11 protein-coding genes are annotated in these 14,017 nt (G+C 63.8%); 5 read left to right on the forward strand and 6 right to left on the reverse strand.

Annotated features, from left to right (window positions below; translation table 11 throughout):
- Nucleotides 1–203 precede the first annotated feature (203 nt).
- Nucleotides 204–1,199, reverse strand: coding sequence for a transporter (locus tag ATY75_RS20625; RefSeq protein WP_088938981.1), 996 nt, complete (start codon nt 1,197–1,199; stop codon nt 204–206).
- A gap of 214 nt (nt 1,200–1,413) precedes the next feature.
- Here ATY75_RS20625 and ATY75_RS20630 point away from each other — a divergent pair, with 214 nt between their 5' ends.
- A complete protein-coding gene (locus ATY75_RS20630; protein ID WP_088938982.1) occupies nt 1,414–3,192 on the forward strand; it encodes an acyl-CoA dehydrogenase in 1,779 nt (592 codons plus the stop codon).
- 29 nt (nt 3,193–3,221) lie between these two features.
- A complete protein-coding gene (locus ATY75_RS20635; protein WP_088938983.1) occupies nt 3,222–3,977 on the forward strand; it encodes a crotonase/enoyl-CoA hydratase family protein in 756 nt (251 codons plus the stop codon).
- 6 nt (nt 3,978–3,983) lie between these two features.
- Here the strand turns inward: ATY75_RS20635 and ATY75_RS20640 are convergent, their stop codons facing one another.
- Both ATY75_RS20640 and ATY75_RS20645 read right to left on the reverse strand, forming a co-directional pair.
- A complete protein-coding gene (locus tag ATY75_RS20640; protein WP_088938984.1) occupies nt 3,984–5,009 on the reverse strand; it encodes an MBL fold metallo-hydrolase in 1,026 nt (341 codons plus the stop codon).
- A 120-nt stretch (nt 5,010–5,129) separates the two neighbouring features.
- Nucleotides 5,130–5,948 carry an oxidoreductase gene (locus ATY75_RS20645; RefSeq protein WP_064837063.1) on the reverse strand — a complete coding sequence of 273 codons (819 nt, stop codon included), beginning with the start codon at nt 5,946–5,948 and terminating at the stop codon, nt 5,130–5,132.
- An 85-nt stretch (nt 5,949–6,033) separates the two neighbouring features.
- On the opposite strand from ATY75_RS20645, the gene ATY75_RS20650 reads away from it, so the two are divergent.
- Nucleotides 6,034–6,489, forward strand: a complete 456-nt coding sequence (locus ATY75_RS20650) for a helix-turn-helix domain-containing protein (protein WP_064837065.1) — start codon at nt 6,034–6,036, stop codon at nt 6,487–6,489.
- Nucleotides 6,490–6,536: 47 nt separating this feature from the next.
- Here ATY75_RS20650 and ATY75_RS20655 read toward each other — a convergent pair whose 3' ends face one another.
- Both ATY75_RS20655 and ATY75_RS20660 read right to left on the reverse strand, forming a co-directional pair.
- On the reverse strand, nt 6,537–7,787 hold the full coding sequence (locus ATY75_RS20655) for a class I SAM-dependent RNA methyltransferase (RefSeq protein WP_088938985.1): 1,251 nt from the start codon (nt 7,785–7,787) through the stop codon (nt 6,537–6,539).
- A complete protein-coding gene (locus ATY75_RS20660; protein ID WP_088939015.1) occupies nt 7,784–8,530 on the reverse strand; it encodes a TlyA family RNA methyltransferase in 747 nt (248 codons plus the stop codon). Before ATY75_RS20660 ends, ATY75_RS20655 begins: the two co-directional genes overlap by 4 nt.
- A 132-nt stretch (nt 8,531–8,662) precedes the next feature.
- Here ATY75_RS20660 and ATY75_RS20665 point away from each other — a divergent pair, with 132 nt between their 5' ends.
- Both ATY75_RS20665 and ATY75_RS20670 read left to right on the forward strand, forming a co-directional pair.
- On the forward strand, nt 8,663–9,655 hold the full coding sequence (locus tag ATY75_RS20665) for a DUF4424 domain-containing protein (RefSeq protein ID WP_088938986.1): 993 nt from the start codon (nt 8,663–8,665) through the stop codon (nt 9,653–9,655).
- A 233-nt stretch (nt 9,656–9,888) separates the two neighbouring features.
- The gene (locus tag ATY75_RS20670; RefSeq protein ID WP_088938987.1) at nt 9,889–11,826 is read left to right on the forward strand and encodes a methyl-accepting chemotaxis protein; all 1,938 of its coding nucleotides are present in this window, start codon (nt 9,889–9,891) and stop codon (nt 11,824–11,826) included.
- A 226-nt stretch (nt 11,827–12,052) separates the two neighbouring features.
- Here ATY75_RS20670 and dxs read toward each other — a convergent pair whose 3' ends face one another.
- The gene (gene dxs / locus ATY75_RS20675; protein WP_064837073.1) at nt 12,053–13,969 is read right to left on the reverse strand and encodes a 1-deoxy-D-xylulose-5-phosphate synthase; all 1,917 of its coding nucleotides are present in this window, start codon (nt 13,967–13,969) and stop codon (nt 12,053–12,055) included.
- Between the last annotated feature and the right edge of the window lie 48 nt (nt 13,970–14,017).

The raw sequence follows: 14,017 nt of genomic DNA on the forward strand, positions 1-14,017 counted from the left end.
ATCAGGGCGATCGCCAGAATCCGGTTGCTCTATCGACTGCGCGAGCCGCCGCGAAGGCGACGATCCATCGCACATAGACAGCTAAGTTAGCGCATATGGGGTCAAGCCCGAGGAGGACGGAGGGTGGGGCAATCTCTGCGGCAAGAACCGTGACGTTTGCTGAAATAGCAGCGGAATTGCCAACGCCCACCGCACTTCTCAATTCAAAGAATATCCACCCGCCGCAGCAGCCACCAGGCAAAAGCGATCGAGGCGACGATGAGGGCGACGGCGTATTCGGTGCCGTAATCGCCGACGGCGAAGGGCAGGTTGGCGGTGTTCATGCCGAAGAAACCGGTCACCAGGGTCGGCGGCAGCAGGAAGGCGGTCATGATCGACAGCAGATAGAGGTGGCGGTTGGTTTCGGAGGATTGTTTCGAATCGATTTCTTCGTGCAGCAGGCGCGCCCTGTCCTGCAGCGCATAGATATCGTGGTCGACCGTTTCCAGCCGGCTCGTCAGCCGCCGCGCCACGTCGTCGAAACCGAAGGGCATTTCGTCGTCGTCGGCGGCCGCGGCGCGGCGCATCAGCGCCAGCACCGTGCGCAGATGCCGATGCAGCCTGACCACGGTTCGCCGGACCGGCGCCAGCCGCCGGCGTTCGTCGCGCGGCGCATTGTCGTAGACGAAATCCTCGATCAGGTTCAGTTCATCGGTCAGTTCGATGACGATCGAAATCAGCGTGCGCTGAAACTCGATCACCAGCAGTTCGAACAGATCGACCGGCCGCGAGAATTTGCCTGGATTCTTCTCGATCAGCGCCCGCGCCCGTTCGACGCTGCGCAGCGGCTGCAGCCTGGTGGTGATGATGAAGCGGTCGGACATGGCGAAATGCAGCCAGCCGAGATTGTTGGTATCCTCAGCGAAATCGCGCTGGCAGTCGACGAGGGTGCCGTAGAGCATCTGCTCGTCGACGGTGATGGTTGCATGCGTGTCACGCGTCGTCAGCGCCGATTTTGCGTCCTCTGTCAGCCCGGTGAGCGTTTCGAGCAATGCCGGCACGCGGGCGTCGACCAGGTTGAGGTGCAGCCAGTAGAAGCAATTGTCGGCGGTCAGATCCGCCACCGTCGCACTGTTGTTCAGCCGCACCGCGCTCTTGTCATCCTGCGAAAAGCGATAGGCCCAGACAAAACCGGGTATATTGACGGGCAGTGTATCCATTGGTCGCCGATCCTTTGCGAAGGCGATGTCCTTACAGGCTCTTCATGACGGCTATTTGCGCAGGGGTGCAAGAGCTCGGCGCCGTTTCCGGCGAATTATCGCATGGCGGGCGGGGAAATCGAAATTGACGTTTACGTAAAAATCAATTAGCCCTTTGCCTCGGAGGGCTTTGCCCAAATACAGGAAGTGCAGGCCGGTCCCGCGGAGGAAGACAATGTATAAGGCGCCCGTCGAGGAAATTGCGTTCACGTTGAAGCACGTAGCCGGCATGGGCGAAGCGCTTTCACAAGGGTTTCTCGGCGATCTCGGCGAAGATCTGGTCGATGCGATCCTCTCCGAGGCGGGACGTTTTGCCACAGAGGAAGTGGCGCCGCTCGCCGACATCGGCGACCGCCAGGGCGCCCGTCTGGAAGACGGCGAGGTCAGGCTGCCGGACGGCTGGCGCGATCTCTATCGCAACTGGATCGCCAGCGGCTGGAACAGCCTGACGGGGCCGGAAGCGTTCGGCGGCCAGGCCTTGCCGCATATGCTGAACGTTGCCGCACTGGAAATGTGGAATTCCGGCTCTATGGCCTTCGCGCTCGCCCCGACGCTGACGATGGGCGCCATCGAAGCGGTCAGCACCCATGGCAGTCCGGCGCTGAAGGAAACATATCTGGCAAGGATGGTATCCGGCGAATGGACCGGCACCATGAACCTGACCGAGCCGCATGCCGGCTCCGATCTCGGCGTGCTCAAAGCCCGCGCCGAGCGCCGCGCCGATGGCAGTTACCGCCTCTTCGGCCAGAAGATCTTCATCACCTGGGGCGAGCACGACGCGGCCGACAACATCATCCATCTGGTGCTCGCACGCCTGCCGGATGCGCCGGCCGGCACGCGTGGCATCTCGCTCTTTCTCGTGCCGAAATTCCTGGTGAAGGACGACGGCTCGCTCGGACCCCGCAACGATCTGTTCTGCCACTCGCTGGAGCACAAGCTTGGCATCCACGGCTCGCCGACCTGCACGATGATCTATGGCGACGGCCGGTTCGGCGACGAAAAGGGTGCGATCGGCTGGCTGGTCGGCGAGGAGAACAAGGGCCTCGCCTGCATGTTCACGATGATGAACAATGCCCGTCTGGCGGTCGGCATGCAGGGCGTGGCGATCGCCGAAGCCGCCACCCAGAAGGCACTCGCCTATGCCAAGGAACGCACCCAAGGCAGGGCGCCCGGCTGGGCCGGCGCCGGCATGAGCCCGATCGTCGAACATCCCGATGTCATCAGGATGCTGCTGACGATGAAGGCGCTAACGCAAGGGTCGCGCGCCATCTCCTATGCCTGCGCCCATGCGATCGACATGTCCCACCGGGCAGGCGATAGCAGCCGCCACTGGCAGGAACGCGCCGCGCTGCTGACGCCGATCGCCAAATCCTTTTCCACCGATGCCGGAGTCGACGTCGCCTCGCTGGGTGTTCAAGTGCATGGCGGCATGGGCTTCATCGAGGAGACCGGTGCGGCGCGGTATCTGCGCGACGCCCGCATCGCGCCGATCTACGAGGGCACCAACGGCATCCAGGCAATCGACCTCGTCACCCGCAAGCTGCCGCTCTCCGGCGGCGATCAGGTGAAGGGCCTCATCGCTGAATTGAAGGGGATCGCCGATAGCGTCCGCCGCTCCAATCTCGATGGTTTCGGTGAGACCGCCGTCAGGCTCGACGCAGCGCTTTCAGATCTCGACGCGGCGACCGCCTGGCTGACGAAAATGCTGGCCGATGGCAAGGCGGCCGAGGCGCTCTCGGGTGCGACACCCTATCAGCGCCTGTTCGGCCTCGCGCTCACCGGCTGTTATCTCGCCAAGGGCGCTCTCGCCGAAAGCGGCGATGGCAGGGGCGAGGGCCGCATCGCGCTCTGCCGCTTCGCCGCCGAAAACCTGCTGGCCGAGACCGCAGCCCTTCGCGACCGCGTCGTCAATGGCGCGGCAAGCCTTGTCGCCGCCCGCATCCTGCTCGCCTGAGGCGACCCCAAGACCTCTGAGGAGATTTCATGACCGATCACATCATTGTCGAGCAGCCTTCCGCCCATCCCGGCGTGCAGCTTATCCGCTTCAACCGGCCGGAGAAGAAGAACGCCATCACCCGCGCCATGTACCGGACAATGGCCGATGCGCTTAAGGCGGCGGACGCCGATCCCGCCATCCGCGCCACCGCCTTTCTCGGCACCGAGGGCTGCTTTTCCTCAGGCAATGATCTGAACGACTTCCTTGCCGCCGCAGTCGGTGGCGGCGGCCTGGAGCAGGAGATTCTCGATTTCCTCTATGCGCTGGTGAAGGCGGAAAAACCCGTGATCTCCGGCGTCGACGGTCTGGCGATCGGCATCGGCACGACGATCCACCTCCATTGTGACCTGACGATCGCCTCGAGCCGCAGCCAGTTCCGCACCCCCTTCGTCGATCTGGCGCTGGTGCCGGAGGCGGGGTCCAGTCTCGTTGCGCCGCGGCTGATGGGCCAGCAGCGCGCCTTCGCCCTGCTGGCGGCCGGCGAAGGCTTTTCGGCCGCCGAGGCCAAGGACGCCGGTCTCATCTGGAAAGTGGTCGAACCCGGCGAAGTCGATGCCATAACGCTGGCGACCGCCGCCCGGCTCGCCGCCAAACCGCCGGAAGCGCTGCGCATCGCCCGCGATCTCATCCGCGGCGATAGCGGCGAGATCATCGCCCGCGTCGACGAGGAGGCCCGCCACTTCTCCGCCCGCCTGAAAAGTGCGGAGGCCCGGGCCGCCTTCGAAGCCTTCGTGCGCCGCTAAACCGCTTCACACTTTTGCTGGAGTTGCTTGGACCGCCGGCACATTGAAGACCTCACCGGCCCTGAGCGGCCGGAACCGTTCCGCGGGAATATCGTGCGCGCGCATTGCATCTTGCAATGCCCTCGTCGGCGCATCGACCGCTTCATTCGTCAGTTGGAACGTCGCGAAGTGATGCCCCGCCACATAGGCGGCGTTTGCCAGCGTCATCCCGATCACCGCCTCCTGTGGATTCTGGTGCTGGCCTTGCATGAACCATCGCGGCTCATAGGCGCCGAAGGGTAGAATGGCCAGTCGAAAGCCGCCATGCTTCTGCTGTGCGGCTTTGTAATTGATGCCGTGGTGAAAGCCCGTATCGCCGACGTGATAGATCTTTCCGGCCGGAGTCGACAAAACGAACGAGGCCCAGAGTGCCATGCGGCGATCTCTGCCGCCGCGGGCGGACCAATGATGGGCCGGTTCCGCATCGATGCTGATTCCGGCGTGCGCAATGCGCTCGCCCCAGTCCATCACTGTTGTCTGTAGAGCGGGCACGGCGCGGTGGATGATCGTGTCGTTGCCGAGCGGCGTCACCACACGCGGCCGATGCTGCGCATGCAGCCGTCTGAGCGTTGCGATATCGAGATGATCATAATGATTGTGCGTTACCAGCACGAGATCGATCGGCGGCAGATCATCGAATGCGATGCCCGGTCGGACGACGCGTTTCGGCCCGGCAAAGGTGAAAGGGCTGACGCGCTCCGACCACACCGGGTCGGTGAGGATATTGAGCCCGGCGACCTGCACCAGCATCGTCGCATGCCCAACCATGGTCACCCTCAGATCCCCGCCGTCGACGCGTGGATCGGGCTTGGCCGCCGGATATGGGCTTGGGACCGACCGCGGCCAACGCGCACGGCCACCACCGAATTGCCACCGCAGCAAATCGCGGAAACCAAGCGGCTCAATCCCGTCCGGATTGAAGAAGTATGTGCCGTCGAAGTGATCGGACACCGGGCCGGCATAATAGGGGTTGCGTCGTTTGGTCTTGCGCATTCAGAAGCGGTTTCCTTGGCCTAAAGCGCGTCGCGATCTTTCAGATTCGCCCCTTGCGCTTTCGGTCTATGTTTTTATGCATGTCGGCTCGAAATCTGAATCCTATTCTCGATTAAAGAGTCAGGCTGAGGCCGGAAACTCATTGACCTTGCGCAGCAGGCTGTCGACCAGCCGCTCCGGGAGGTAGCGGCGAAGCGAGCGGACCTGGCGCGACTGCTTGCCGGCGGAATAGCGCAGCTTCGGCTTCTTCGCCGTTGCGGCTTTGACGACCATATCAGCGACAATCTGCGGCGCATCGCCACTCTCCACCCACTTGCGCATCAGCGCTTCGCTGCGGGCGCGCTCCGAAGCATAGGCCGGAAGAGGCTGGTCTGCTCGTGTCAGATTTTCCTCGAAGGATGTTCTGGTGACGCCGGGTTGGACGAGAACCACGCGAATGCCGAAGTTGCGCACTTCATGATCGAGCGATTCCGAATAGCCCTCGAGCGCATGTTTGGTCGAAGCATAAAAGGCGTTGTAAGGAGCCGGAATAAGGCCGAGGATCGAGCTCATGTTGATAATCCGGCCGCTCTTCTGCTTGCGCATGACCGGCAGGACGGCATTGGCGACGCGTGCCACGCCGAAGACGTTGACGTCGAAAAGCTGCTGGGCCTGCGTGATCGAGGATTCTTCGGCGCCGCCGATGAGGCCGATGCCGGCATTGTTGACGACAAGGTCGATGCGGCCGGTTTGTTGGACGATCTCCGCAACAGCCGCCTGCACCGATGCTTCCTCAGCCACATCGCAGATCAGCATCGTTATCCCGGGCCTGTTGCCGACTGGTTTGCGGCTGGTCCCGAACACGCGGTAGCCGGCCTTTACCAGAGATTCAGCCGTCGCAAGGCCGATCCCTGAGGACGCTCCAGTGACCAGTGCAACGTTTCTGCTTTTGTCGATCATATCGTCAGCTTTCAAAGGTGTGGATCATCGTTGGCCGATCTGTTACTATCTTTTCGATATCATGTCACTATCGAAAAGATACCGAATGAAAAATAATTCGATTCCGCAATGCCCGGTCGCCCGCGGCCTTCAATCCGTCGGCGATGCATGGAGCATTCTCGTGCTGCGCGACGCCCATACGGGCCTCACCCGCTTCGACCAGTTCAGGAAGAGCCTTGGCATCGTGCCGACGATGCTGACGAAGCGCCTGAAGGCGCTGACAGATGACGGTCTCATGGAAAAGCGCCTTTATTCCGAACGACCGCCCCGAGAGGAATACGTGTTGACGGAAGCGGGCCGGGATTTCCTGCCGGTGCTGATGATGATCGGGGCGTGGGCGCATCGCCACTGCGACGGCGAACTCGCCCGCTATGTCGATGTCGAGACGGGCTTGGAGATCGAGCCGATCGCAATCGACGCCGTCAGCGGTGCAAAGCTCGGAACCCGGGCTATGCGGCTAAGTGCGGGAGAGGAGAGTCCGGCACGCAATAGAGATGCTTGAGGGCATGCGCCCTCCGCACTGACGGGGAGGGTAAGGCGCCTGACGCCTTATTTCTCCAGCGTCGCCACCACCTCGACATGCGAGGTCCAGAGGAACTGGTCGATCGGCGTCACGCCGGTGATCCGGTAACCGCCCTCGACGAGGATCGCGAGATCCCGCGCCAGCGTCAGCGGGTTGCAGCTGACGGCGGCGATCTTCTTGACGCCGGAGCGGGCAAGCTCCTTGCACTGGAACTCCGCACCGGCGCGCGGCGGGTCGAAGACGACGGCGTCATAGGGCTTGAACTCCTGCGTCATCAGCGGGCGGCGGAAGAGATCGCGCTTTTCGATGCTGACCGGCTTCAGCCCTTGCGTGTTGCGGGCGGCGTGGTCGAGGGCGGCGAGCGCCTTTGCCTCGGCTTCGACAGCATGCACGCGGCCGATCCGCGCCAGCCTGAGCGAAAATGTGCCGGCGCCGGCAAAGAGGTCGGCGATCCTTTTGGCCTTGCCGGCATGGGCAAGCACCAGCTCGGCCATCGCCTCCTCAGCCGGTTTGGTCGCCTGGGCAAAACCGCCCGGCGGCGGGGAGACCTGGACGCCGCCGAAATCGATCAGCGGCTTCGATGGCTCGATGAGGATTTCGCCGTTCAAAGAAACGCGGGCGACGCCGCGCAGGCTGAGCACGGTTTCCACCGCCTTGCGCCGCTGCGCATCGGAGAGTTTCTTCACCTCGTCGACCGCGATGTCGAGGCCGGACAGCGTTTCGAGCACGGAGACGCGGAAGGGTTCGGCATTGGTCGCGAGCGATGCCGCAATCACCCTGATCGCCGGCAGCCGTGCGATAATCCCTGCCGACGAGATCGGACATTCCTCGATCGCGACGATATGATGGCTTTCGGCCTGGTTGAAACCGATCAGCATGTCCTTCTCGGTCTTGCGCGCCGCAAACACCACGCGCCGGCGTTCGCCCGGACGGGCCGGCACGATCTCGCCGACCTCAGGCGTCAGCCCCTTCGATCTCAGCGCATCGATGACCAGTTGGCGCTTAAAGGCGCGGTAGGGGCTCTCTGCCATATGCTGCAGCGTGCAGCCGCCGCAGGTGCCGTTGACGCCATCCGGGCCGAAATGCCGGCAGGGCGGCTCCTGCCGGTCGGGCGAGGCTGTCGTGATCGACATGATCGTGCCCTGGCTTTTGACGCGGGCGATCGCCACGGTTTCCCCCGGCAGCGAGAAGGGCACATAGACAGGCCCGCCGGCGCTGCCGGCAATGCCGTCGCCCTGGGCGCCGAGTTTCTCGATCGTGACGGTTTCGGTGCTCACGGTTTCAATCCTGCCAGAAGATATTCCTGATTGCCGTCGCCGCCGGCAATCGGGGAGGGGATGAGGCCGAGGCTGTTCCAGCCCCTATCCTCGGTGAACCAGCGCGCGAGTTCTGCGGCAACGGCGGGCGCGGACGAGGGATCCTTCAGCAGCCCGCCCTTGCCGATCGCCGCGCGCCCCGCCTCGAACTGCGGCTTGACCAAGAGCACGGCGACCGCACCCGCTTCGGCGATATCGAGAGCCGGCGCCAGCGCCAGCTTCAGCGAGATGAAGGAGACGTCGGAGACGATGAATGTGGCGGGCTCGCCGATATCGTCTGCCGTCAGGTTGCGGGCGTTGAGGCCCTCCTTGTTGGTCACCCGCGGATCGGCTGCAATGCGCGGATGCATCTGTCCATGGCCGACATCGATTGCCGTGACATGCCGGGCACCGCGCTGCAGCAGCACCTCGGTGAAGCCGCCTGTGGAGGCGCCGATATCGAGACAGTGATGGCCGGCGGGATCGAGCCGGAAATGCTCGAGGGCGCTGGCAAGCTTCAGCGCCGCGCGCGAGACATAGTCCTGCGCCGGATCGTCGATGGCGATATCGGCGTCGTCGCCGATGAGCGCGCCGGCTTTGGTCACCACCTGGCCGGCGATCCGGACGGTGCCGCGCTGCACGGCGTCGCGGGCCCGCGAGCGGCTGGCGAAAAGACCGCGGGAGACGAGAAGTTGGTCGAGGCGTTGGCTGTTTTGATCGGACATCGGCTGTGAATGACCGGCAAAGCCGCCGGTTGCAAGCATTTTGTTCCAGACAGCGTCATTGACCCTCGAAAGCTTTCGGCGATAATCCTGCGGCGGCGATGACGGGGCCAGCCGCAGACACGGGGGTGTTTTATGCTGAAGCTCTTCACTCTTCTTGTCGCGGCGGGGATCGCATCGCCGGCGCTGGCCAACGACACCATGGCCGAGGTCAAGACCGGCGGGCTGATCTTTGCCCAGTCGGATGATGTCAGCATGGTGCAAGAGGATCTCTTCATCTCCGCTTCGCAAGTGCGTGTCGACTATATCTTCGAGAACACGGCGGACAAGGACGTCGAAAGCCTGGTCGCCTTCCCGATGCCCGATATAACGGGTCAGGTGGACAACACCTCCGCCATCTCAGACTATGACAGCGACAATTTCCTCCATTTTTCCACCGTGCAGGATGGCCGGCCGATCACCGCCAAGCTGCAGCAGCGTGTCGTCTCGCTCGGCATCGACGTCACCGACGAACTCGCCAAAAACAACATTCCCGTCCTGCCTTACAGCCAGAAGACCCGCGACGCGCTCGCCAAGCTTCCCCAGACCGTCCGCAAGGACTGGATCGCCCGCGGCCTGATCTATCCGATGACGGACGCCGATCTTGTGCCGCTCTGGACGCTGCGCTCGACCTATTGGTGGCGCACCACTTTTCCGGCCAAGGCGAAAGTCAGCGTCGAACACCGCTATCAGCCGGCGGTCGGCGGCACCGTCGCCATCAGCTTTCTCGAAAACGGCCAGCCGAAGGGTGAGCGCTTCGAGGAATATTCCCGCAAATACTGCCTGGACGGCGACTTCGTCAGGGTCGCGCAGCAGCGTGCCGGGGAAGCCGAGGCCGGCGGCGCCAACTATACCGAAAGCTGGATCTCCTATGTGCTGTCGACCGGCGCCAACTGGGCGGGACCGATCCGGCACTTTCAACTGACGGTCGACAAGGGCAAACCCGGCAGCCTGATCAGCTTCTGCGGCAGCAATGTCGAGAAGATCGGCCCGACGACCTTCCGGATGACATCGGAGGATTTCGATCCGGCAAAGGACGTCGACATCCTCATTCTCAATCCGCCGGAAGCGGAACCGAAGCAGCCTTGATTTAAGCAACTTTAATCATGGCTTACGCCGCTTCGGCGGCGCCTAATTTAAGCAAATCTAAAGCTCGCCCGCATAGCGTCGCCTCGATTGCAGCGGTTCGTCCGGACCGCTCGGCGCCATGACGGCGCAAGCGTTTCAACGTCGATCATGGTCTCAATTCAGAAGGTCTTGCGGTTGCGCCTCACGCGCGACCCGCTTTCGCCGCGTCGACTGTCGTCAGGAGAAATTCACCGATGTTCGCTAAAAACATATCCTTGAACGGGAAGCTCGCGGCCACGTTCGCAGCCCTCATTCTTATTTTCGTCGCCGTTTCCGCCTTCGTCTATTCCAAGGCGACGGCCTCGGCGGCCGCCTCCGCCGAGCAGGAAAAATCGGAGCTGCTCGTCAACCAGATCGACGATGCGCTGCAGGCGATGCTCGAACAGGCCGTCAACCTGCGCGGTTTCATCCTTTTCCGCAGCGACAGCACCTATGGCGATGTCTTCGCCAATCGCGAACGCATGCTGAAGGCGATCGCCGCCGCCAGACAGACGGCCGCGGCCGAGCCGCAGCTGGTCGAGATGATCGACGGCATGCAGAAGGCGGCCGATCTCTATTTCCATGAACTGGCCGAGCCGCAGACCAAGGCGCGCAAGGAAACCGACATGCCGATCGCCGACGTCGTCAAGATCGGCGTCAACGCCACCAAGGGCCAGCTCGACGGCTTCCGTCAGGCTTCGGCCAAGATTAAGGCCAGCGCCCGCGAAAAGTCGGAAGCGCTCGCTGAAATCCGCGCCGACGCCAATAGCGATCTGAAGACGACGCTGCTTGCCGGCGGTATCGTCGCCTCGCTTGCCGCCGCCGCGCTCGCCTGGCTGATGTCGCGCATCATCGTCCGCCCGATCGTCGGCATGACCGGGGCCATGGATCGCCTCGCTGGCGGTCAGAACGATATCGAGGTCCCGGCGACCGACCGCGGCGACGAAGTCGGCCGCATGGCCCAGTCGGTGCTGGTCTTCAAGCAGGCGGCGATCGAAAAGCTGCGCCTTGCTGGCGAGACCGACCGCATGCGCGGCGACGCCGAGCGCCAGCGCCGGGCAACCGACGAGCAGAAGGCCCGCGAGGAAGGCGAGATCCGCCATGCGATCGATGCCTTGGCCGGCGGCCTTGCCGAGCTTGCCAATGGCGATATGGCCGGCCGTATCCAGACGCCGTTCGCGCCGCAATATGACAGCCTGCGCAATGACTTCAACCATGCCGTCGAAAAGCTGCAGGCAGCGCTGCAATCGGTCGGCCGCAACGCCTCGGCAATCAATGCCGGCGCCGGCGAAATCCGCTCGGCCGCCGACGATCTTGCCCACCGCACCGAACAGCAGGCTGCCGCCGTCGAAGAGACCGCCGCAGCGCTCGAAGAGGTGACGACCACCGTCCGCGACAGCGCCAAGCGCGCCGAGGATGCCGGCAATCTCGTCGAGCGCACCCGTCTCGGCGCCGAAAAATCCGGCGAAGTCGTCCGCAAGGCCGTCTCCGCCATGCAGCAGATCGAAAAGTCCTCGGGCGAGATCTCCAACATCATCGGCGTCATCGACGACATCGCCTTCCAGACCAATCTTCTGGCCCTGAACGCGGGCGTCGAAGCCGCCCGCGCCGGCGATGCCGGCAAGGGTTTTGCGGTCGTCGCCCAGGAAGTGCGCGAGCTTGCCCAGCGCTCGGCCAAGGCGGCGAAAGAGATCAAGGATCTGATCACCACCTCGGGCGAACAGGTGGTTGCCGGCGTCTCCCTCGTCGGCGAGACCGGCAAGGCGCTTGAGGCCATCGTCGCCGAGGTGCAGGAGATCAATCACCACGTCAGCGCGATCGTCACCGCCACCCGCGAGCAGTCGATCGGCCTGCAGGAGATCAACACCGCCGTCAACAACATGGACCAGGGCACGCAGCAGAACGCCGCCATGGTCGAGGAGCAGACGGCGGCCAGCCATGCGCTCGCCCAGGAGGCAAGCGCGCTGGACGAGCTGCTGCGCCAGTTCAAGCTCGGCCAGGGTGCTCCGGCCCAGAAGACCGCCGCCGCAACGCCAGCCTCCCGCCCTGTGGCGTCTCCGGCCCGCGCCCTTGCCGGCAAGGTCAGCAAAGCCTTCGGCGGAAGACAGGCAAGTGCTGCGGTTGCGGTTCAGGAAGACTGGACGGAGTTCTGAGAGAGGGCCCTTTCTTAGGGACGTTAAGTAAAGAGGGCGGGGCAGTGATGCGCCGCCCTTTTTGTTGAGAGGACCTGCCGCGTGGCCACCTCATCCGCCCTACGGGCACCTTCTCCCCGAGGGGAGAAGAGGGGATCGAAACGTTGCCGCAAATCTCTTCTCCCCTCGGGGAGGAGGTGCCGGCAGGCGGATGAGGGGGCCACACGGCACACCCTCACAAATTCATCTACCCCGCAACCCCAACCGCAACACCACGTCCCAGCGCCCGGAACACCGTCGAAACGATCCCGGCGCGATCCAACCCGGCATGGGCGATCATCGCTTCGGGTTTGGCCTGTTCCATCCAGATATCGGGCATCACCAGCGAGCGGATCTTCAGGCCGTTGTCGAGCAGGCCCTCGCTCGAGAGATATTGCATCACCTGGCTGCCGAAGCCGCCGACGGAGCCTTCTTCGACGGTGATCACCATCTCGTGGTGGCGGGCGAGCTGGCGGATCAGGTCGTGGTCGAGCGGCTTGGCGAAGCGCGCATCGGCGACCGTCGTCGAAAGCCCGGCGGCCTCGAGATCTTCGGCGGCCAGCAGGCAATCGGCAAGCCGGCTGCCGAAGGAGAGCAGCGCCACCTTGGTGCCTTCCTTGACGATGCGGCCCTTGCCGATCTGCAGGATCTCGCCGCGCGCCGGCATGTCGACGCCGACGCCCTCGCCGCGCGGATAACGGAAGGAGATCGGCCCGGCATCATAGGCGACGGCCGTGCGCACCATATGCTTGAGTTCGGCCTCGTCGGCTGCCGCCATCACCACGAAGCCGGGCAGGGTGGTCAGGAAGGCGGTGTCGAAGGAGCCGGCATGGGTCGGGCCGTCGGCGCCGACGAAGCCGGCGCGATCGATCGGAAAACGCACCGGCAGTCCCTGGATCGCCACGTCGTGCACCACCTGGTCGTAGGCGCGCTGCAGGAAGGTGGAATAGAGGGCGGCAAACGGCTTGTAGCCTTCCGCCGCGAGCCCGGCGGCGAAGGTCACGGCATGCTGCTCGGCAATGCCGACATCGAAACAGCGCGACGGAAAGGCGTCGGCGAGCTTGTCGAGACCGGTGCCGTTCGGCATGGCGGCGGTGATGCCGACGATCTTGTCGTCGAGGGCGGCTTCCTGCACCAGCGCTTCGGCAAAGACGCTGGTATAGCTCGGCGCATTCGGCTTGACCCGTGCCTGGGCGCCGGTGATGACGTCGAATTTGTTGACGCCGTGATATTTGTCGGCGGCGGCTTCGGCCGGCGGATAGCCCTTGCCCTTCTGGGTGACAACATGGATCAGCACCGGCCCGCGGCCATTGTCGCGCACGTTGCGCAAGACCGGCAGCAGATGATCGAAGGAATGTCCGTCGATCGGCCCGATGTGATAAAAACCCATCTCCTCGAACATGGTGCCGCCGGTGACGTAACCGCGCGCATGCTCGACGGCGCGGGTGATGGCGCGATCGATGTTCTTGCCGAGATAGGCCGTCAGCTTCTTGCCGAAATCGCGGAAGCCCATATAGGTGCGGCCCGAGGCGAGGCGGGCGAGATAGGCACTCATCGCCCCTGTCGGCGGCGCGATCGACATGTCGTTGTCGTTGAGGATGACGATGAGGCGGGCATCGAGCGCGCCGGCATTGTTCAGCGCCTCATAGGCCATGCCGGCCGACATCGCCCCGTCGCCGATGACGGCGATGACGCGGCGGTCGTTCTTGTCGAGATCGGCGGCAATTGCCATGCCGAGGCCGGCCGAGATCGAGGTCGAGGAATGCGCCGCGCCAAAGGGGTCATATTCGCTCTCGGCCCGGCGGGTGAAGCCGGACAGCCCGTCTTCCTGGCGCAGCGTGCGGATCCGGTCGCGCCGGCCGGTCAGGATCTTGTGCGGATAACATTGATGGCCGACATCGAAGATCAGCCGATCCTCAGGCGTGTCGAAGACGCTATGGATGGCGATCGTCAGCTCGACGACGCCGAGGCCGGCGCCGAGATGGCCGCCGGTGCGCGACACAGCATCGATCATTTCGTCCCGGACTTCGCGGGCAAGCTGCGGCAGCTCGCGATCCTCGAGCTTGCGCAGGTCGGCGGGGTAAATGACCTGGTCGAGCAGGGGGGTCTTCGGCAGTTGTGTCACGGGCGGGCGCTCTTTCTTACTTTTCCTTGTACCGCTTTATTCGATTAG

The sequence above is a fragment of the Rhizobium sp. N122 genome (assembly GCF_002211295.1).
GTDB lineage: Bacteria > Pseudomonadota > Alphaproteobacteria > Rhizobiales > Rhizobiaceae > Rhizobium.